General features: G+C 66.1%; 19 protein-coding genes and 1 pseudogene. 9 read left to right on the forward strand and 11 right to left on the reverse strand.

Annotated features, from left to right (window positions below; all coding sequences use genetic code 11):
- From Q0A34_RS02610 to Q0A34_RS02620, 3 genes are all read left to right on the forward strand, one after another.
- Positions 1–995 (forward strand): alpha/beta fold hydrolase (locus Q0A34_RS02610; protein ID WP_291478197.1); only part of this gene is annotated, 995 nt, incomplete at its 5' end.
- Positions 996–1,256: 261 nt separating this feature from the next.
- Positions 1,257–1,859 carry an AAA family ATPase gene (locus Q0A34_RS02615; RefSeq protein WP_363316421.1) on the forward strand — a complete coding sequence of 201 codons (603 nt, stop codon included), beginning with the start codon at positions 1,257–1,259 and terminating at the stop codon, positions 1,857–1,859.
- Positions 1,860–1,889: 30 nt separating this feature from the next.
- Entirely contained in the window at positions 1,890–3,248 is a 1,359-nt protein-coding gene (locus tag Q0A34_RS02620) for a recombinase family protein (protein ID WP_291478199.1), read from the forward strand.
- Positions 3,249–4,478: 1,230 nt separating this feature from the next.
- On the opposite strand, the gene Q0A34_RS02625 is transcribed toward Q0A34_RS02620, so the two are convergent.
- The 9 genes from Q0A34_RS02625 to Q0A34_RS02665 form a co-directional block, all read right to left on the reverse strand.
- Positions 4,479–4,607: a hypothetical protein gene (locus Q0A34_RS02625; protein WP_291478201.1), complete on the reverse strand. Its 129-nt coding sequence runs from the start codon at positions 4,605–4,607 to the stop codon at positions 4,479–4,481.
- 233 nt (positions 4,608–4,840) lie between these two features.
- Entirely contained in the window at positions 4,841–5,650 is an 810-nt protein-coding gene (locus Q0A34_RS02630; RefSeq protein WP_291478203.1) for a hypothetical protein, read from the reverse strand.
- 506 nt (positions 5,651–6,156) lie between these two features.
- A complete protein-coding gene (locus Q0A34_RS02635) occupies positions 6,157–6,444 on the reverse strand; it encodes a hypothetical protein (RefSeq protein ID WP_291478205.1) in 288 nt (95 codons plus the stop codon).
- Positions 6,441–6,686, reverse strand: a complete 246-nt coding sequence (locus Q0A34_RS02640) for a hypothetical protein (RefSeq protein ID WP_291478207.1) — start codon at positions 6,684–6,686, stop codon at positions 6,441–6,443. Before Q0A34_RS02640 ends, Q0A34_RS02635 begins: the two co-directional genes overlap by 4 nt.
- 138 nt (positions 6,687–6,824) lie before the next feature.
- Complete coding sequence (locus tag Q0A34_RS02645; RefSeq protein WP_291478209.1) at positions 6,825–7,082, reverse strand: hypothetical protein; 258 nt, start codon at positions 7,080–7,082, stop codon at positions 6,825–6,827.
- 78 nt (positions 7,083–7,160) lie between these two features.
- Positions 7,161–8,777 carry an AAA family ATPase gene (locus tag Q0A34_RS02650; RefSeq protein ID WP_291478211.1) on the reverse strand — a complete coding sequence of 539 codons (1,617 nt, stop codon included), beginning with the start codon at positions 8,775–8,777 and terminating at the stop codon, positions 7,161–7,163.
- Positions 8,778–9,360: 583 nt separating this feature from the next.
- The gene (locus Q0A34_RS02655) at positions 9,361–9,981 is read right to left on the reverse strand and encodes a hypothetical protein (RefSeq protein WP_291478213.1); all 621 of its coding nucleotides are present in this window, start codon (positions 9,979–9,981) and stop codon (positions 9,361–9,363) included.
- Between the two features lie 273 nt (positions 9,982–10,254).
- Entirely contained in the window at positions 10,255–10,530 is a 276-nt protein-coding gene (locus Q0A34_RS02660) for a hypothetical protein (RefSeq protein ID WP_291478214.1), read from the reverse strand.
- A complete protein-coding gene (locus Q0A34_RS02665; RefSeq protein ID WP_291478216.1) occupies positions 10,527–10,763 on the reverse strand; it encodes a hypothetical protein in 237 nt (78 codons plus the stop codon). The genes Q0A34_RS02660 and Q0A34_RS02665 overlap by 4 nt, the downstream gene beginning before the upstream one ends.
- Before the next feature lie 219 nt (positions 10,764–10,982).
- Between Q0A34_RS02665 and Q0A34_RS02670 the strand changes: the two are divergent.
- A pseudogene (locus tag Q0A34_RS02670) lies at positions 10,983–11,384 on the forward strand (MinD/ParA family protein); the annotation flags it as partial.
- 50 nt (positions 11,385–11,434) lie between these two features.
- On the opposite strand, the gene Q0A34_RS02675 reads toward Q0A34_RS02670, so the two are convergent.
- Entirely contained in the window at positions 11,435–14,665 is a 3,231-nt protein-coding gene (locus Q0A34_RS02675) for an error-prone DNA polymerase (RefSeq protein WP_291478217.1), read from the reverse strand.
- A gap of 46 nt (positions 14,666–14,711) precedes the next feature.
- Here Q0A34_RS02675 and Q0A34_RS02680 point away from each other — a divergent pair, with 46 nt between their 5' ends.
- The 5 genes from Q0A34_RS02680 (at position 14,712) to Q0A34_RS02700 (ending at position 18,809) form a co-directional block, all read left to right on the forward strand.
- On the forward strand, positions 14,712–15,332 hold the full coding sequence (locus Q0A34_RS02680; RefSeq protein ID WP_291478219.1) for a helix-turn-helix domain-containing protein: 621 nt from the start codon (positions 14,712–14,714) through the stop codon (positions 15,330–15,332).
- A gap of 81 nt (positions 15,333–15,413) precedes the next feature.
- The gene (locus Q0A34_RS02685; RefSeq protein WP_291478221.1) at positions 15,414–16,322 is read left to right on the forward strand and encodes a MetQ/NlpA family ABC transporter substrate-binding protein; all 909 of its coding nucleotides are present in this window, start codon (positions 15,414–15,416) and stop codon (positions 16,320–16,322) included.
- Complete coding sequence (locus Q0A34_RS02690) at positions 16,315–17,358, forward strand: methionine ABC transporter ATP-binding protein (protein WP_291478223.1); 1,044 nt, start codon at positions 16,315–16,317, stop codon at positions 17,356–17,358. The genes Q0A34_RS02685 and Q0A34_RS02690 overlap by 8 nt, the downstream gene beginning before the upstream one ends.
- Positions 17,355–18,047: a methionine ABC transporter permease gene (locus Q0A34_RS02695; RefSeq protein WP_291478225.1), complete on the forward strand. Its 693-nt coding sequence runs from the start codon at positions 17,355–17,357 to the stop codon at positions 18,045–18,047. Before Q0A34_RS02690 ends, Q0A34_RS02695 begins: the two co-directional genes overlap by 4 nt.
- A gap of 75 nt (positions 18,048–18,122) precedes the next feature.
- On the forward strand, positions 18,123–18,809 hold the full coding sequence (locus Q0A34_RS02700; protein WP_291478227.1) for a hypothetical protein: 687 nt from the start codon (positions 18,123–18,125) through the stop codon (positions 18,807–18,809).
- Here the strand turns inward: Q0A34_RS02700 and Q0A34_RS02705 are convergent.
- Positions 18,793–20,076, reverse strand: coding sequence for a sucrase ferredoxin (locus Q0A34_RS02705; protein WP_291478229.1), 1,284 nt, complete (start codon positions 20,074–20,076; stop codon positions 18,793–18,795). The genes Q0A34_RS02700 and Q0A34_RS02705 overlap by 17 nt on opposite strands.
- Positions 20,077–20,302: the final 226 nt, after the last annotated feature.

The following is a 20,302-nucleotide window of genomic DNA, read 5'->3' on the forward strand; positions in this document are numbered from 1 at the left end:
GGCACGGCAAGGGCCCCCGCCCCACCCTCGTCTACACCCCGGGCACCCGCGGTGCCGGCGACCTGTGCGCCCCGTCGCGCAGTTCCTACCAGCTCTTCGGGTTCGACGCCGGGAACGCCGCCCTGAACGTGAACTACGAGTACCCCTTCCACGCCGCCGCCAGCGCGCTGGGGATGAACGTGGTCGTCGTCGACCTCATCGGCCTGGGGACCCCGGGCCAGCACACCTACGTCAACAACCCGGAGCAGGGGCAGGCCACGCTCGACGCCGCCCGGGCCGGACTGTCCCAGCTCGGCCTGCCGGCGGACTCCCCCGTCGGGTTCTTCGGCTACTCCCAGGGTGGCGGGTCCGCGGCGGCGGCGGCCGAGATGGCGTCGACCTACGCCCCGGAGCTCAACGTGAAGGGGACCTTCGCCGGAGCTCCGCCCGCCGACCTGCTCAAGGTGGTCGACGCCGTCGACCGGCACGCGATCACCGGCGTGCTCGGCTACGCACTGAACGGGGCCCTGGAACGGCACCCCGAGCTGGCCGCCCTGCAGGACGAGTACTTCAACGACCGCGGCAAGGAGTTCCTCGCCGACACGAAGGACCGCTGCATCGCCGACTCCGTCGTCCGGTGGGGTTTGACCGACACCCGCACGATGACGAAGGACGGACGGTCCTTCGGCGAGATCGCCCGGGAGGACGAGCGCCTGCGCAGCGTGCTGGAGAGCTACAAGCTGGCATCCACCTACACCGACCTCAACGCACCGGTCATGATCACCAACGGCCGGAACGACGACACCATCCCCTGGCAGCAGGCCCGCGACACCGCCGCGCGGTACTGCGAGGCCGGCGGTACGGTCCAGTTCGTCACCGACCCCCTGCCGTCTGTCCTCCCGGGGTTCGCCATCAACCACGCCGTGCCGATGCTCACCAACGCCGGCCCCGCGATGAAGTACATGGTCGACCGTTTCAACGACGAGCCCGCGCCCAGCAACTGCGGACGGTTCTAGGCGGGCGCCGGCGCGGGCCTGGCGCTGGGGCTCGGGAGGGTGGACTCCGGGCCCCGTGCGTGACAGATCGCACCCCATCAGGTGCTGAATGAATTCTGACCAGGCACTATGCCTGGTTAATTTCCTTATGGGGTGCGAAGGTTCCGGCGCCCGGCGTCTCCCCCGTGCAATCCGCCCCCTCGTCCGCCACCACCGGCTACGCTCGGCAGCGGGGCCGGGACATCAAGGGGACCGGAACAGGACTCAAGGGGGAACTCACTCATGACCTCATCTGCTCACACCACCGGTCCGCACACCGGTCCCGGCACGGGCCTGGACGCCTCGACGATGGTCGGCGCCGTGGACGCCGCCCCTCCGTCGGGCTGGCGCCGGCTGGTCCACCGCGTTTCCGGGGGCCGGGTGAACCCGGGGGAGTCCGCAGGCCAGAGCGCTGACCGTGCGGTACAGGACCGCATCCTCACCACATTGCGCGGCGACTACAGGATCGCGGTCCTCAGCCTCAAGGGCGGTGTGGGCAAGACCACGACCACCGTGGCACTGGGCGGCATGTTCGCCTCCCAGCGAGGCGACCGGGTCATCGCCGTGGACGCCAACCCGGATCTCGGAACCTTGGCCGGGCGGGTCGTGGACGAGGCCACCCCGACGGTGCGGGACCTGCTGGAACTCCCCGACTCCTCGCGGTACCCGCAGGTCAGGTCGTGCACCAGCCAGGCTGCGAGCCGACTGGAGGTGATCGGCTCCGACCGTGACCCGGCGGTGTCGGAGGCGTTCAGCGAATCCGACTACCGTCGGGCGGTCGAGGTGCTGCAGCACCACTACAACATCATCCTCACCGACTGGTCAGTTGTCAAGGCTTCTTGTTAACTTTCTTCAAAACACGCTAAACTCGAACACGTGAACGAAGCCTTCATCTACTGCCGAATCAGCTCCGACCCCACCGGCGAACGGGCCGGAGTCGAACGCCAAGAGCAAGACTGCCGACAGTACGCCGACACCCACGGCCTCACCGTGAAGCACGTCTTCATCGACAATGACATGTCAGCCTACAGCGGCGACCGGGGCGAATACCGCAACATGTGGGACCGCATCCGCAACGGTGAAGCACAACACGTCATCGTCTGGGCGTCCGACCGGCTCTACCGGCGCAGCCGTGACCTCGAAACACTCGTCACAACCATCGAAGACACCCACACCGAGATCCACACCATCACCTCCGGGCGCATCGACCTCACCACCCCCCAGGGCAGAATGGTTGCCCGCAACCTCGCCAGCGTCGCCACCTACGAAGTCGAGCACACCGCCGAGCGTGTCAAAGCCTCCCACCGCCACCTCCGGGCGCAAGGCAAGTGGACCGGGGGCATCCCACCACTCGGCTACATGAAGGGCGGTGACGCAGGTATCCAACCCGACCCAGACCGCGCACACCTCGTACAGGAAGCAGCACAGGCACTCCTCGACGGGCGAGCCCTGTTCTCCGTAGCCAAACGCCAGACAGCAGCAGGACACCGCACCGCAAAAGGTAACCCCATCACCGCACGCGCACTCATGCGTGCACTCCGATCACCCACCACCGCCGGGATCGTCTCACACAATGGAGAAGAGATCGGCCCAGCAGCATGGCCAGCACTCATCAGCGAACGAGACTACCGAACAATCCAAGACATAATCCGCGACCCAAGCCGACGAACAGCACAATCAAACGAAAGACAATGGCAAGGATCAGGAATATACAAATGCGGAGTTTGCGGCCACATTCTCTACACGAACAAGGTGAACAACAGACGCAGCTACGGATGCCGCAACTGCCTCAAGATCGCCCGCGACCAGGAGCGAGTAGACGACCGCGTATCGTCCGTGATCTGCGCTTTCCTCGAAACACAACGACTCGAACCGCCGAAACGCGACGACAACAGTAAAGAACTACTAGCCGAGCGCCACAGCCTCACCGCACGCCTCACAAGCCTCACCATGCTATTCACAGACGGCTCAATCGACGAACTACAGCTCGCAGCCGGAACGAAGAAACTGAAGCAAAGAATAATCGAAATAGACCGGGAATTAGCGACCGTCAGAGAGAACGACCCAATATCAGATATTCTTCTCGCGGGCGGAAACCTCCGCAAACTCTGGGACTCGAAACCCGCAGACGTGCGCTCACGAATCATCGACGCCCTCATGACCGTCACGATCCTCCCCGTTGCTCGTCGAGGCCCCGGCTTCGACCCGTCGAAGGTCCACATCGAATGGAAGTGACACTGGCGCCCTTTTCGCCCCCTTCAGGGGCAAGTGTTAACCTGCATAAATTGCCTTCTTCTTGCATGTTGCCTCCGTTACACAAGTCACGTCATGTTGTCAACGTTGGACACGATACGACGCGTCTAGAAACCTACGTGCGTCAAAAATGCGTCAAACCCGGACGCCCCAACAACGCAAAAAGACCCCCTCCGCGCCGGATCGACTACAGCACAGAGGGGGCCAGTCTAGCTACGGTCGCAGAGACCGCACCTACCCGTGAGAGGCCAAGGACGGGAAGCCCCTCGGCGCTCAGCTTACCTTCCGACGTAGACCCTCCGCAGCGGAATCGGCCTCGAATCACGAAACCCCCTCCCGCAATGTGGCGACCATCACGCAAGGGGGTTTCACAACTACCCGGGATCTCTCTCCACGCCCCAGGGGCCGATGCGTTGAACGGCCACCTGGGACCGTACCACGAAACGTCAGGCTCTCGGGCGAACATGGCGAAGCCCCCTCCGTGCCGTGTCTGACAATGGCGCGGAGGGGGCTTAACTGACCGATGACCCTGGGGTCATCCGACTCCCTGAGGGGTGCGAGGAGTCCCCCTCGCTATCAGACGTTAGCCCGACTGAAGTGGGAGTGCAATAGTCGAGGGGTCATGAAACCCCCTCACTCTCTGTGTGGGACGCAACGAGGGTGAGGGGGCTGCTCATGAACGCCGGGGCGACTCACGCCCCTGCTTGGGCCACACTCCTGCGGCCCGCTCTCTAGGTTAGCATAATTGCGGCTATAAGGTTAGCTAACGCAAAGAAGACCCCCTCCGGGCTTCGGCCGGGGGGGGGCAGAAACTGCATAGGCAGTTGCTACTACTCGCCGCCCTGGATGGAGCTGACGATCAGGTTCAGGCCACCGGCCAGGAAGTCGGAGATGGCGGTGACGATGTTACCGATGATGTCGAGCATAGTGGTCCCCTTTCAAGGGATCGGAAGGATGCGGCAGGAGCGGATCGCCCCGCGCCTCACTGACGATAGCGGCGAACCCTTCTGTATCGTTACTTACAGAAACGAAAGTCACCCCGCGGGCACCCCCGGCACAAAGAACGCGCCCCCTAGGAGTGACCTAGGGGGCGCGGACCGAAAGGCGATCCCATGCAAGAGATCGTGTGCGAGGGGTCATCACTCCACATCGCACGCAGAGAACCATATCTCACAAGAGAAAACGGTGGAAGCCCGTAATTCTCGGAGGTGCCTACAGATCGTCCGCGATCTCATGAGGCACATCCACCACCAGATACAGCCCCGGCACGTCCCGGAACGGCCACGTCTCAACGATCCCCGGCACGCTCAAATCAGCAAGAATATCCGCAATCAACCTCATCCAACCTCCCCCTCAAAGTGTTACGACTCACCGCCGTTAACCAGCGGAACGTCACGATAGAAACCCACGCAGCCCTGTAAGCGCGACCCCCATAAGCGGCGCCAGACGCGCCCAGACGAGCGCCCAGGACCCGCAAAGACCCCCCCTAGAGTCAAGGTCCCAGACTTGTACTCGTGGGTAGCGCCAACGCCAACCGTAGGGGCGCGACCTTCCCGGAGAGCAGGGGTGCCAGGTCAGATCTGTTCAGTTGCCCCTGCTCCTGCGAGGCGCGCTTCGCGTTTGGCGAGCACAGCCGGGTCGAGGGTGATGTCGAGCTTGAGTGGTGCGTATTCGCCGACTGCGAGCTTCGTAATCACTTCGTCGTCACCGGAGGCGTGCCGCTTCCAGTCGTGTGCCTTCTGGTGCTTGTTCACGTCGTCGCGGGTGAAGTGCTCGGTGCGCTTCCCGAATCCATCCTTCTCGTACTTAAGCGGCGGCAGCGGCGGCACGTCGGCGTACATGGCGGCGCGGTCGCTACGTGAGCGGAGTACCGCGTCGAGGGACACGATGCGGGCGATGCCCTCCATGTAGGCGGAGAAGGCCGCCGGCGAGGCGATTGCGGCTTTCTGCGGTTCGTACAGCTTCTCACCGAGCGCTGCTGCTGCGTCGATCACCTGCTGCTGCGCGGTATCGATGTCGAGGACGCTGGCGACGTGCGCGAGCGCCGCTTCGTCGTGCAGGAGGTTGTCGGCACGCTGCTCGAGTGCAGCATTGATCTTCGGATAGTTGGTCTCGGTGAACTCTGCCGCTGCGTGCGCCGTGGCGATCCTGTTCAGCCCGGTTGCCCATTTCCCTGGTTCGTTTTCGAGGATGAAGGCGAGCGGATCAGGTGCGGACTGCTCTGCGCGGAACGCCCGGAAGGCTTTTGCCTTCGCTGCTGCATCCTTGTACGCCTGTGTGGTCAGGTCATCCACGGGGACACCCCGCGTCTCGGCCATGAGCCCATAAGCGCGGCTGACGGTGTGACGGGCATTGCCCCGGGTGTATGCATTGATCTTGGTCATGTGTTTCCCCTATCGGTAGCGGTTCATTGCGGCGAGCATCGTCTGCTCGAAGTCGTACATCTGTTGGGCTTCCCGGTGGCCGGGTGCACCTATGTGCCCAATCTCAGGCACAGGCTCAGGCTTACGCGGCCCCGTGGGGGTCTCTGGCTCTGCTCGGGGTGCGTCTTGGGGCGCTAGTGCCTCGTTCACGGCCCGGGAGAACAGCTCCGCGTTACTGGTCATTGGTCCCCCTGATTCAGTCGGTGCCGGTCGTTCCACAGGTTGTAGGTTCCAGCTTCTTCGATGGTTGTTCGCTTCCACGGGTCCGGCTCCGGGCCTCGTGCGTTGTGCTGCAACCATTTCTCATATGCTGATTGTTCGCTGTTCATCGTTTCCCCCCTTTGTTGTCGATGTACTGCTTCGCTTTGTTGATGCAGGTGAATAGTTTTATATCGTCCCCGTCGATCTGTTTTGCGAGTATGCCCCGGCGGGGTGCTTGTGTGAGGGTGTAGCCGTGGTAGACATGTTCAGTCATACTTTCCCTCCGAGGTGTAGTAAGGCCGCGATTCGTAAGCCTCATTCATTGCTGTTTCCTCTCTATCGAATTGCTCCGCCGTGTCGGCGATAGCATCGATAAGCTGGTAGCTCTCCGCGATAGTGAGCCTGTGCTGAATACGGCCCCGGACGAGGAGCACACCCGGCTCCTCACCAGCGCGCCCGGGGTACCAGGGCCGGACAGTCACCGCCGATGGCTCGAAGATGCACGGCTTACCGTTCTTCGAGCGCCGCTGCTGGGCTGTGATCCGCACGCTCATGCTGCACCCCCGTAGAACTGAAGGTCATCTTCGAGTTGTTCGGCGGTGTCGATGAGAGCGTTCGCCAGATCCTTCAGCTGCACGCCGTCGATGATGAAACGGTGTCGCCCGATCCCGATCCGGGTCTTCGGGCCGGTGTCCCCCAGGTAAGCGCCGACGATGACGTTCCCCCGCTCTAGGATGCCCTCTACACCCTTTTCGACCAGTATTGCTTTTGCCCTGGATTTCTTCTCGTACTGCATTACCAGACCTCCGGAATCTGTAGGTCGCATTCGGTGTCGGCCTGGTCGAGCAGGAACTCTGAGACCGGGCGTAGAAGCGTGTCCGCGTCTTGCACCTTCGTCAGCGCGTCCCCTAGCGCAATAACGGCTCGCATGTGTTCAGTCGTGGGCATTAGCATCACCGTCCTCAAAAGCATCTAGGATGGCTTTCGCAAGCTCCACGGCCGTCTCAGCGTCCATGCGATAGCGCCGCTGCGAGTCGGTGAACGTCAGCCGGGACAGCCCGGTGTCGAGGTTGGTGACCTTGTGCCATGTCAGTGTGTCGGGCACTCGGCGCGCCCCGTCTGCTCGTCGACGGACACCGATGTCGGTGGCAGCGAGAAGACCGCGCCTGGTGTTCCAATTCTTCATTTCCATGTCTACTCCTTGCGTTGTCGTGTGTGCCGGTGAACCTCACGGCCAGCGGCGTTAAGTGTTGCCCGTAGGGGGCAACGTTTAGGCGAGCGTGTAGCGCCCGTCCCTCTCGGTGACGCGGCCCTCGGCTACGAGGCGGTCTAGCTCTGCGCCCGTGCTCGACCCGTCGCCGGTGGTGTTCTTCACGGCTCTCATGACCTTCCCGAGGGTCTGCGGAAACTCGGGTGACAGCGCCGCGAGGACAGCGGATTCAAGATCATCACCGGACCCCTCACGTGTGACCTTCGTGATCTTGTTATCTTCACTGGTCACAGCGTTTTCAGGGCTGTGATCTTCATTGTGATCTTCCCCTGCGTGATCTTGGTCGTGATCTTCATTGTGATCTTCATTGTGATCTTCTTTTGCCCCCTGACCTGCGAAGGTAACAAGGTCACGAAGATCACTGCGTGAGGGGAAGGGAATGACCTTCCCGCCCGGACTGGACTCGACAGACCACATCCAGTCCTTCCCGACCTTCCGTGTGGTGATGCCGATCTTCCGGCGCTTGTTCTTCACGGTGCCGTCGTTCAACCCAGCGGCCCGGGTTGCCTTCAACACCTCGTTAGCGGGGGCATTACCGCCGTGAGCTTCGAGGTAGTCGAGCACCACCATCCGAACCTCGTCTTCGTCGTCCGGGGCACGCTCATTCTCCGGGGCGAGAAGTGATGAGCCGTCCTCGTCGCACTCAGCACCCCACCTGATACGCCCCACATCGGTTTCCTGCCCGTCGTCCGTGCGGATCGTCTCGGTGACAACCTCAGCCTCAACAGTGCGTGTCCTCGGCGCGAGGTTCGCCTTCGAGTTCCACACCTTCACCGTCCCCGTGTCCGGGTCCGCAGCAACCGAGATCACCGACCGGGCGACCTGAGACCACGCCGACGAACCGAGAATCAACTTCCCGGTGTCCGCCGTCTCCCTCTTCCCGAAGTGCGCGAGACCGATGAACGTGCAACCGGTATCCTGAGCCGTGCGATGCATCGGTTCGAGGAACTGCCGTATCGCGGTATCACTGTTGCCGTCGAGCTTCGACGACATCACCGACTTCGCCGCGTCGAGGATCAGCAACCCGATGTTGTTCTCCCGGATGGTGTCAGCGAGGATCGGGAAGTCCTGCGGTAGGTCAAGCACGCCCTCATAGCGGACCGTGGGGTCGTCATCGTCGGGCATGTCCGCGTCGAGGAACAGCACCCGCTCCAGGTCCGCGCCAGCGGCCTTCAGACGCGGCACAACGGTGTGTGAGCGACTGTCCTCGGTGACAACGTAGCCGACGTTCATTGGCGTGCCGCTGAGCTTTCCTGTCGTGGCCTGCGCCGCCCAGTCAACAGCGATGGTGGACTTGCCGATCCCCTCCCGTCCGGCGAGTAGCGTGACGGATGCTTTCGGTATCCAGCAGTCCACCAGCCAGTCGATCCGTTCGGTGCGGATGTCAGCTGCCCTGGTCGTCTTGATTCTGCGTTTGTTGCCCTCGTAGCGCGGGTGCGTCCGGTCGTGGCGGCGGGCGGCAGCGCCCATGTCGGGGGGGATGTAGTCGGGGGCTTTGTCCTCGGTGACGAGGGCGATGTACTCGTCCATCTCGTCGTCGGTGATCTGGTCGTTCGCGAACTTTTGCTCGAGGTCGAGCTTGCGCGCGTTTCGGGCCTCCGGTAGCATCGTAGTCATAGGTTTCTCCTCGTTCTAGGCCCCGATTGCAGTTGCAGCTGCGGTCGGGGTTTCGCTTGTGAGCAGGGTCGTGATCAGTGCGCGTTTCTCGTCAGTGAGCGGCGGCGCTGCCATCACGATCGCTCGGATGTCGTCGTCCAGGGCTTCCTCCTGTGGTTGTTCGGACATAAAAAAGACCCCGCGACCTGGTGAGGTGCGGGGTGTGGGGATGAAGGCGGGGCTGAGCTACACGTGTTCCAAGTCGTCAAGCCACTTGGCGATCTCGGACAGCCGCCAGTACGGTCGGTTGCCGATCTTCACGGGTTGGATCATGTGACCGTGGTTCGTGCGCCAGTTCAACGTTCTTGGCGCTATGCCGAGCATGTCGGACACCTCGAATCGGTCGAGTAGGGTTCGCCCCTGAACTCGGATAGCCATGTTGCACCTCCCTTCGCCTTCGGTTGCCATGTCTCAGGGCATAAAAAAAGAGACCAGCGTCCCATGCTGATCTCACCCCTCAATTATACCACGCGGTTAGTAGGGGTTCCTTTTTTCGCCGCTACTAGCAGCATTCAGAAACCGGTTTAGTCGGTGCGACATGCGCTTATGCCTTCGCCCCGAACCTCCCCGACGCCGACCGAACTTGATTCCTACCATTGCCCCGCATCGCACTCTTTGCACGACTTCTCTTAACCTGCACAACGCGCCCGAGCTCCCGGTAGTCATATAGGCGCGGCTGAAACGTGCGGTGGCGCAGAGTCGGCGTCAGCACGTCGCCCCGACCGGCGTAAGGGCAGTAGTCCGTCTGGCCTTCAATCGTAGGCGTCTCAATACTCTTCAAGACTGCCCCCGCGATCCGCATGAGCTTCGGCGCGTAATCGTCGTTAAACGTCTTCACCGTGACTGAAAGCCTCTTCGCAGCGATCTCGGCTGTAATCCACTCCCGCTCAGGCTCGGGCTGATCCTCGGTTCGCAATTTCTGCCTAATCTGCTGCTGCAATTCCCAGAACGCAGCTTCTGCCCGCGCTTGATCCAAGGTTCCCGTCAGCTTCATGTCCTCTACTGCACAACGCTCAGACTCGACCAGAGAGATCCACTCAAGCCGCTGTTCGGCAGCGTATCCAAGATCGCCCTCGACAGTCACCGGACGTTGCGACGTGAACATGACCGGCGAGTATCCCGCCACCTCGTCGGGGCCGTACCTCTTCAGCTTCAGTCGTTCCATGCTCTGTGCGACTTCAGACAGATCGGCTCTCTTCAGGGGAGGAAGGTCGCCCGACTCTAAGTGCGCCTCCCTCCACCCTGCCCCCTGGTCAATCCTGAGCCTCAGTCGGGATCGAAGTACGGAAAGCTCCGCCCTGCATCTCGCCTGATGCAACCGCGCCTCGTGCTCTCGCCTCATCACCCCACCACCGAAAAATGCTTCACCGGGCAATCATACCCCACCGGCACATACGGCACCGGCAACTCGGCATCCACCAACACGTACGGGATCGGCTCATCGACGCTCATCATCCGACCTCCACGCCGCCACAACAGCCGCAGCATCCGCCGGACCAATCTCCTCGGCCAGGTCCTCAAACTCGGCCTCATACCCCTCCGGGGCGGGCACACCGACCGACAGGATCGCCTGTAGCGTGTCGGCATCCAACGGCTCCTCCGGTAGTTGCGCAACGAGCCGCTCGGCCTTGTTCAGGTCATCCTGACCAATCAGCCCCTCGGCAAAGTCTCTCTGTGCCTGCATATACGCGGCCACTGTCTCTGCACGGTTCACAGCTCTACCCCCGCATCTGCAAGCACCCATGCGACCGTCGCGCCCACATCCGGCGACAACCCCCGGGCGACCTCCGCATACCGTCGCACAACCTTCTCCGCCAGCTCGACGACCTCCACATCCCCATCCTCACGAAACCGCTTCAGGTTATGAGCGTGAAGCACCAGCCTCACCAAGGCCTCATCCACCGCTGACAACCCCTCGGCCAGCTTCACATCGTTCACATTGAACATCTTGATCTCCTTCGACTTATGGCACCGCGTCCGGGCGCCGTGAATGTTTGAACCGGCGGTACATCTCACGACCAGCGCCGGGGCCTAACTCCCTCCCACAACCAAGGGGAGGTAAACCAGCTCAACCTGGGTTCACCCTGCTGCTAGAGGGCAGTCGATGCCGTAGCTCCGTCGACCTAGCGGAACACCCTCAAAGAGGGCATACACCCACCCTGCACCACCGACTGCGGGACCGGCCTGATGCACAGCGCCATGACCGGGGTGCTGGACCTGGCGCACATGCTGGTCCTGGTCACGACACCGGCGTTGGACGGTGCGAGGTCGGCGGAGGCCACGCTGGACTGGCTCGACCACCACGGTCACGGCGACCTGGTGGCCAACGCCGTGGTCGTGGTGTCCGGGGCCCACCCCGGGCAGGCGGCCGTCGACCCCGACATACTGACCTCGCACTTCTCCGCGCGCACGCGGGCCGTCCGGGGTGTCCCCTTCGACCGTCACCTCTCCGAGGGCGGCGTGGTGGACATGGGCAGGTTGGCCCCGGCGACCTTCCGCGCCTACCGGGAGCTCGCCGCGACCGTGGCGGAGGACTTCGGCAGCTGGCACCGTCACGCGGCCGGGTAGGAGTGGCAGGCACGGTGGGCGGAGACGCGAGGGTGCACCGGGACCGTCCCTCAGCGGAAGTCCCGCGACGGGGTCGCCAGCGTCTCGGCCGCCTCCAGGGGTTCGAGCGCGTCGGCGGCGACGGTCACCGCGCCCCCGGCGTTCTGCACGATGCCGCGGACCATGAGCATGCGTGAGGTGGTCGCCACCCTGCGTCGCGCCCGCCACAGCCCCGGTGACACCATCACGTTGACCAGGCCGGTCTCGTCCTCCATCCCGAGGAACGTCACCCCGCCGGCGGTCATCGGACGTTGCCGGTGGGTCACCACCCCGGCGACGAGGATGCGCCGCCCGTTCTCCACCGACAGCAGTCCCGAGGCCGGCACCACCGGGAAGTTCCCCGGCCAGGCGTCCAGGCGGGCGCGCAGCAGGCGGACCGGATGCCCCTCGGAGGTGACCCCGGTGGCGGAGATGTCCGCCGCCGCGAGTTCGAAGGCGCTCATCCCGGGCAGTGCCGGTGTCGAGACCGTGGACGTGCCCGGCAGCATCCCGGCGCGCTCGGTGGCCGCGGTACCCGCCGCCCACAGGGCCTGCCGACGGCTCAGCCCCAGGCTGTCGCAGGCCCCGGCCCGTGCCAGGGCCGAGACCTCCTCCACGGTGAGACCGGCTTCCCGCGACAGGTCGGCGACCCCGCTGTAGGCGGCGCCCCGGGCCTCCCTGGTCTCGACCAGCCGCCCCGCGGCCTCCGCGCCGAGTCCCTTCACCGACCCCAGGCCCAGCCGGATCCCGCCCTTCTCCACGGTGGCTTCGACCTGCGAGGCGTTGACGTCCACCGGCAGGACGCCGACCCCGTGGCGGCGGGCGTCGGCGATCAGGGACTGCGGCGAGTAGAAGCCCATCGGCTGGGCGCGCAGCAGCGCGACGCAGAACTCCGCCGGATGGTGGCACTTGAACCAGGCGGAGAAGTAGACCAGGGAGGCGAAGGACTGGGCGTGGGACTCCGGGAAACCGTAGGACGCGAAGGCGATGACCTTCTTCCACAGCTGTTCGGCGGTCGTGTGGTCGATGTCGTGCAGGTCGCGGGCACCGTCGATGAAGCGGGCGTGCATCTGCCCCATCCTCTCCGGGGAGCGTTTCGAGCCCATGGCGCGACGGAGCGCGTCCGCCTCGGCGGGGGAGAACCCGGCGACGGTGACTGCCATCTGCATCAGCTGTTCCTGGAACAGGGGGATGCCCAGGGTGCGTGCCAGGACGGGTTCGAGGCTGGGGTGGTCGTAGGTCACGGCCTCCTCGCCGTTCCGCCGGCGGATGTAGGGGTGCACTGAACCGCCCTGGATCGGCCCGGGACGGATCAACGCGACCTCCACCACCAGGTCGTAGAAGGTGCGGGGCCGCAGCCGGGGCAGCGTGGCGAGCTGCGCGCGGGACTCCACCTGGAAGACACCCACCGCGTCGGCCCGGGCGAGCATGGCGTAGACCTCCGGGTCGGTGGGCTGCAGGTGCCACAGTTCCACCCGTCTCCCGGTGGTCTCCTCCACCAGGTCCACGGCGTGGTGCAGCGCCTCGAGCATGCCGAGGCCGAGCAGGTCGAACTTCACCAGCCCGACGTCGGCGCAGTCGTCCTTGTCCCACTGCACCACGGAGCGGTCCTCCATGCGCGCCCACTCGACGGGGACGACGTCGGCGATGGCACGGTCGCAGATGACCATGCCGCCGGAGTGGATCCCCAGGTGCCGGGGCTGGCCTTTCAGTGAGGCGGCCAGGTCGCGCACCGGTCCGGGCGGTTCCTCCAGGCCGCGCGACCAGGCGTCGACGCGGCCCGGGTCGTGCCCCAGGGCCCGGGCGGCGTCGCGTACGGCCCCCTTGGTGCGGTAGGTGATGACGTTGGCGACCTGGGCGGCGTTGTCCCGGCCGTACCTGGTGTAGACGTGCTGGATCGCCTCCTCCCGCCGACCGGACTCGATGTCGAGGTCGATGTCCGGGGGTCCGTCGCGTTCCGGGGAGAGGAAACGCTCGAAGAGCAGGTCGGCGGCGACGGCGTCGACGTTGGTGATGCCGAGGGCGAAGCAGACCGCGGAGTTCGCCGCCGACCCCCGCCCCTGGCAGAAGATGCCGTTGTCGTGGCAGAAGGTGACGATGTCGTGGACGATGAGGAAGTAGCCGGGGAAACCCAGCGCCTCGATGGTGTCCAGCTCGTGGTCGATGACCTCCCAGGCGTGGGGGTTGTCGTCCCGGGTGCCGTAGCGTTCCTCCGCCCCCTCGGCCGTCAACTCCCGCAGCCAGCTCATCTCGGCGTGCCCCTCCCCGACCGGGAAATGCGGGAGCTGCGGCGCGACGAGGTTGAGGGTGAAGGCGCACTCGTCGGCGATCCGCACGCTGGCGCCGACGGCGTCGGCCAGCCAGTCGCAGTCGCCGGCCAGGGCGGTCATCTCGTCCCCGGAGCGCAGCCAGGAGCCGCCCAGCGGGTGGGTGCGCGGCGTGGCGGCGAGGACGTCCTCCCGGTCGTGCAGCGCCGCCTTCGCCCCGGCCAGGCGGGCGTCGGCCGGGGTGGCGCAGGTCGCCGCGGTGGAGACGATCTCGGTGAGTCCGTGGGCGAGCGCGACCCCGTGCAGGGCGTGGTTGCGGTCGACGTCCGCCGGGCTCATCGTCTGCCCCAGCTCCACCAGGCAGGACCGTGCGCCGAACTCCCGGACGATCTCGGCCGCCCGCGCCAGGTGACGGTGGTCGACCAGGATGTACCAGTGCCCGTCCGCGGCCGTGGCGAGCTGCCGCAACGACGGGTAGTCGGCGGCGTCCTTGTCACGACGCGCCATCCGGGCGTCGGTGATGGTGCGGGACAGCCGCCGGTAGCCCTCCTGCCCACGGCAGAGGACGGTCAAGGGGGCCTCCGCGGTACCGAAGACCGAGAGCTCCGCACCGAAGACGGTGGACAGGACGCCGCGGCCCGCCTCCGCGGCGGCGGTGGCCAGGCGGGCCGCCCCGTAGAGGCCGTCCCGGTCGACCACGGCGACGGCGGTGAGCCCCAGTTCCACCGCCGCGGCGACGTAGTCCGCGGGGTCGCTGGCCCCGTGGAGGAAGTTGTAGGACCCCGCGGCGTGGAGCTCCGCGAACGGCACCACCGACCGGGCCGACCGGGCCGTCCGGGCAGGCCCCGACTTGCCTGTCTCCCCTGTCTCCCCTGTCTTCCACAGCGTCTCGCATCCCCCCTCCCCGACCCCGACAGCGTGCAGTGCCCCGGTGTCCACGCCGGAGAGGATGCGCTCCAGGCGCGACCAGCTGAGCGCCCGACCGTTACTGAACATATGTTCGACAGTAGCGCACGGGCCGGACATGGCGCACCCTGGAGGCATGGACGACATCCGGGATGACCGCCAGAACGGCCTCGACCAGGTCGGTGCACGACTGCGCGCCACACGACGCCAGCTCTCGATGACCCTCGCCGACGCCGCCGAGGCCACCGGCATCTCCCGCAGCACCCTGTCGCGGCTCGAGAACGGCCGTCGCCGCCCCACCCTGGAACTGCTCATGCCCCTGGCCCGGCTGTACCGAGTGGCCCTCGACGACCTGGTCGGCGCCCCGCAGACCGGGGACCCCCGCATCGACATCCGGCCGCTGTACCGCGGCGGAGCGGTGCACCTGCGGCTCGGCAGCCTCGGCGGCCTCGGTGACGGCAGTGGCCCGGGCGTCACCGCGTACAAGCACGTGATCCCGGGTGTGGCCGCCGACCGACGTCCCGCCACGGCACCGCAGCAGCACACCCACCCCGGCCGGGAGTGGGTGTTCGTCCTGGCCGGCACACTGCGGCTGGTCCTGGACGGCAGGGAGTACCTGATCCACCCCGGGGAGGTCGCGGAGTTCGAGTGCACGGTGCCCCACTGGTTCGGCGCCGGCGGCGACACGGCCGTCGAGTACCTCGGACTCAGCAGCCCCGGCGGGGAGAAGGTCCACCTGACACCGAAAACCAACTAGACAGAGCGGTTCATCCTCCTGTACTACTACTAGCATTGCGCGAAACCCCGCTACCACCCTTGACGTCCCCAGGAGGACCCCTTGATCACACGTCTGAAGAAGGCCGCCGTCGTCGGCGCCGTCGCCGCCCTCTCCGCCACAGGCCTGACCGCCTGCATGAGCGACGGCAACGACGGGGACGGCGACACCATCGTCATCGGATCGACCGAGGCCAACGAGAGCCAGTGGCAGGTCTTCAAGGAGAAGGCCGAGGAGGAGGGCGTCGACGTCGAGATCAAGAACATCACCGACTACAACCGCCAGAACCCGTCCCTCTCCGACGGCGAGCTGGACGTCAACCAGTTCCAGCACATCCTCTACCTCGCGGAGTACAACGTCCAGGCGGACGACGACCTCGTCCCCTTCGGCTCCTCCCAGACCTTCCCGATGGGCCTCTACGCCAAGGACGCCGACACCGTCGAGGAGATCGCCGAGGCCGGTGAGGTCGTCATCCCCAACGACACCACCAACCAGGGCCGCGCCATCAAGGTGCTCGCCGCCGCAGGCCTGGTCACGCTCCGCGACGACAACCTGTTGACCCCCGGGCCCTCCGACATCGTCGCCGACAAGTCCGACGTCACCGTGACCCCGGTCGAGGCCGTGCAGACCGCCGTGGCCTACAACGACGGCACCCCCTCGGTGATCAACAACAACTACCTCGCCAACGCCGACGTCAGCGCCGAGGACGCCGTCTTCAAGGACGACCCGTCCGACCCCGCCGCGCAGCCCTACGTCAACGTGTGGGTGACCACCAAGGAGAACAAGGACAACGAGGACTACCAGAAGCTCGTCGAGATCTGGCACTCCGACGAGGTCCAGAAGGCCGTCGCCGACGACACCAACGGAAGCGCCGTCAAGGCCGAGTTCACCCCCGAGGAGCTCGAGAAGATCCTGGCAGACACCGAGGACAAGCTCCGCGAGCAGGGCGGTGCGGAGGACTCGGATGAGTAGCGGAGCCACCGGCACCGCCGTCGAGTTCCGCAACGTCGGGAAGGTCTTCTCCCAGGGCAGGAAGTCCGTCACCGCACTGGAGGACGTGTCGATCACCGTCCCGTCCGGCTCCATCGTGGGCATCATCGGCTACTCCGGCGCCGGCAAGTCCACCCTGGTCCGCCAGATCAACGGCCTGGACAAACCCACCAGCGGCCAGATCCTGCTCGACGGACAGGACATCGTCCCCCTCAAGGAACGCGAGCTGCGCGAGATCCGCCGCAACATCGGCATGATCTTCCAGCAGTTCAACCTGCTGTCCTCCCGCACCGTCGCCGGCAACATCGCCTACCCGCTGAAGCTGCAGGGCATGGACAAGGCAGCACGCGAGGCCCGGGTGAAGGAACTGCTCGACTTCGTCGGTCTCTCCGACAAGGGCCGTTCCTACCCCGAACAGCTCTCCGGCGGCCAGAAGCAGCGTGTCGGCATCGCCCGGGCGCTGGCCACGAACCCCTCGCTGCTGCTCGCCGACGAGGCGACCTCCGCACTGGACCCCACCACCACCCGCGAAGTCCTGGAACTGCTGCGCAAGGTCAACGAGGAGTTCGGCATCACCATCGTGGTGATCACCCACGAGATGGAGGTCGTGCGCACCATCGGCGACCGGGTGGTCGTCATGGAGAACGGCCACGTCGTCGAGCAGGGCAGCGTCTACGAGGTCTTCTCCGAACCGAAGACCGGTGTCGCGGCGAACTTCGTCGCCACCTCCCTGCGCAACACCCCCGACATGGTCGAGGCCGACGCACTGCAGGACGACACCGGACGCCTGTTCACCGTCACCATGAAGGAGGGCGCCGGGTTCTTCCACGCCGTCTCCGAGGCGGAACGCGCCGGGGTGAGCGTGAACATCGTCCACGGCGGTGTGACCACCCTGCAGAGCCACTCCTTCGGGCGTCTCACGGTGCGCATGACAGCCACCACCCCTGAGGGGGAGGACGCCGTGGAGACCTTCTACCGCACCCTGTCCGCCACGACCGAGATCGAGGAGATCCGATGAGCGCCGCAGACACCCTCCTCCTCGCCAAGGACACCAACTGGGAGTTCCTCACCCCCATCTACCAGGACGCCATCGTCGAGACGCTCTACATGGCGATCTGGGGCCTGGCCATCGGCGGACTCGCCGGCCTGGTGGTCGGCGTGCTGCTCTACACCACCCGCGGCGGCGGTGTCCTGGCCAACCGGCCGGTCTTCTGGATCCTCAACGTCCTGGTCAACGTCGTCCGGCCCATCCCGTTCATCATCCTGATCACGGCCCTCGGGCCGCTGACGAACATCGTGGTCGGATCGATCCTGGGCATCAACGCCGCCACCTTCGCGATCATCATCGCCGCGACCTTCGGTGCCGCGCGCATCGTGGAGCAGAACCTGGTCTCCATCGACCCGGGCGTCATCGAGGCGGCCCGTGCGATGGGCGCAGGGCCGATCCGGATCATCTTCACCGTGATCATCCCCGAGGCCCTTGGGCCGTTGATCCTGGGGGCGACGTTCATGTTCATCGCCATCGTCGACATGTCCGCCATGGCCGGCTACATCGGCGCCGGCGGCCTCGGTGACTTCGCGATCCAGTACGGCTACCGTGCCTTCGACAGCAACGTCACCTACGTGGCCCTGATCACCATCATCGTGATCGTCCAGGCCGCGCAGCTGTTCGGCAACTGGCTGGCGAGGAAGGTCATGCGCCGGTAACAATCCGGTCACAATATGGGATCCCGCCCCCGGAAGCGGTGATTTTCACCGGGGCGCCGGGTAATCTCTGGGCTCGTGAGTACAACCGCAGACACCCGCCGGACCAGACGTCGCGCCGCCCTCGGCGCCACGCTGGCCGGCGGGTGTCTCTGCGTGTCACTGGCCGCCTGCTCGTCGTCCGACGACTCCCCCCGGGACGAGGAGTTCACGGCGGTCAGCGCCGCCACGGGTTCCGCCGCACAGACGACCGAGTTCGAGGCCCCGGGGGCGGAGCTCAGCTCCCCGGTCCCCCGTGCGTCGAACGAGGCCGGGCCGCTGGCCGGTTCGCAGCCGCTGGACGTCCTCCCCGAGGACGAGACCCGGTTGAACGTGGCCGAGGTCCGGACGGGGTCCCACGAGGACTTCGACCGGATCGTCGTCGAGCTCGACGGTACGGGGGCGCCGGGCTGGCGGGTCTCCACCGAGGACTCCCCCACCTCCGACGGTTCCGGCCTGCCGATCAGCTACGACGGTGAGACCGCACTGGTGATCGACGTGCGCGGGGTGGTCACCCCCACGGACTCCACCGGCTCCACCGGCTCCACCGGACGGACCCCCGTGCACGAGAAGGCGAACGGGGTCGTCCGGTCCGTCGACGTCCAGGGCGTCGTCGAAGGCGTGCAACGCATCGTCATCGGCCTGAAGAACAGCGACCCCTCCTACAAGGTGACCCTGCTGGACTCCCCCACCCGCATCGTCGTGGACATCACCCGGCGCGACTGACCTCCGGCCGGACGTCCACCGCGACCCACGCCTTCCCCTCCTTCGGACGGTCCCCGCAGGACGACACCACCGGGTGACAGGACCTCGACTCCAGGGTGACCACCCAGCTCTGCGCACCCCGCCTCACCCGGAGCACCGGGTTGCCGTCCTTCCCGCTCGCGCCGTGCTTTCCGTGCTTGCCGTGCTTCTTCCTGCCCAGGCCGTGGGCCTCCGCCGCCTCCTTGACCGCACGCTCGTAGTCACGCACCGGCTGGAAGTACCCCGAACGGTACAGCTCCTTGAGTTCGGGGTGGCGCCCCGTGGCCTTCATCTCGATCCGCTCGGTGATCAGCTCCCCGGCCCGACGACGCAGCTCCGGGTCCACCGCCCGGGAGAAGGCGGCGTAGACCTCCCGCGCCGCCTCGTCCGTGCCCCCGTCCGTGGCCTCGTCCGTGTCCCCGTCATTGCCCCCGTCATTGCCCCCGCCTCCGGGTGCCGGGCCGTCCGCCGGCGTGGCCTTCTCCACGGTCAGCTCCCCCGGGGCCACGGGCCGCCCCTGCGACTCCAGCAGCGCGGCCACGGCAAGCTCCGCGACCTGGGCGCGGGGGTCGAGGGTCCCCCTCCCCCGGTTCCCCGCCACCGGCAACCGGCCGTCCGCGAGGGTCGTCATCATCTCCGACGCCCCGGGCACGTCGAGGGTGCCGAAGGAGTAGTTGTGCGGCAGCAGGATCATCGACGGGGCGAACCGGTGCCCCTTGGTGTGCGACGACTCCCAGACCTGGTCACCGGACTCCCCGCCGTGCCGCTCGGCCAGCGCGGCGGCGAGGGGACGCCCCTTCAGTGCACAGCACTGGTCACGTTTGCCGTGGGTGCACACCAGCAGGAGCGGGTGGTTCACCCGTGTGGCGCCGGGCACGGCCCCCGGCGTCGACAGGTCCACGTCCAGCAGGCCCCGCACCCCACCGGGGAGTTCCAGCCGTTCCAGCGTCGGCGGGGTCGCCCCGGCGTCGGCGATGAAGGCGACGGCCGTGCCGTCCTGTCCCACGGTGACCTGGCCGGCACGCCCGGGACGCCGGATGAACTGCAGCTGGGCGTGGTACCTCTTCAACCAGCGTTTCACCTGGCCGGCGAGCTCCCTGCCCAGCGCCTCCCCGTCGAGGATGTCCTTCCCCCAGCCCTGCGGGTATTCGACGGCGACGATCAGCCGCCCCGTCTTCGCTGTTCCGGGCAGGGGTTCCCGGGTGACGTCGGAACACAGTCCCGCCCGGGGGTTCCGTGGTGTGGGCATGACACCGATCCTAGTACGCCGCACGCCGTGCACCGCACGACCGCACGCTCAGTACGTGGCCTCGATCCGCCACGTCCGTCCCCGGCACACCAGCAGGAACGCCGCCGGGTCGTCGGTGGCGACCTGGAGCCTGGCGTACCGTCGCGCCGCACCGCTCTGCGACCACCACATCTCGTCGACCGGCCAGGGCCCCGCCCACCCCGTGAGACGGTGGACCGTCCCACCC

This window comes from Corynebacterium sp., assembly GCF_022712195.1.
GTDB lineage: Bacteria > Actinomycetota > Actinomycetes > Mycobacteriales > Mycobacteriaceae > Corynebacterium.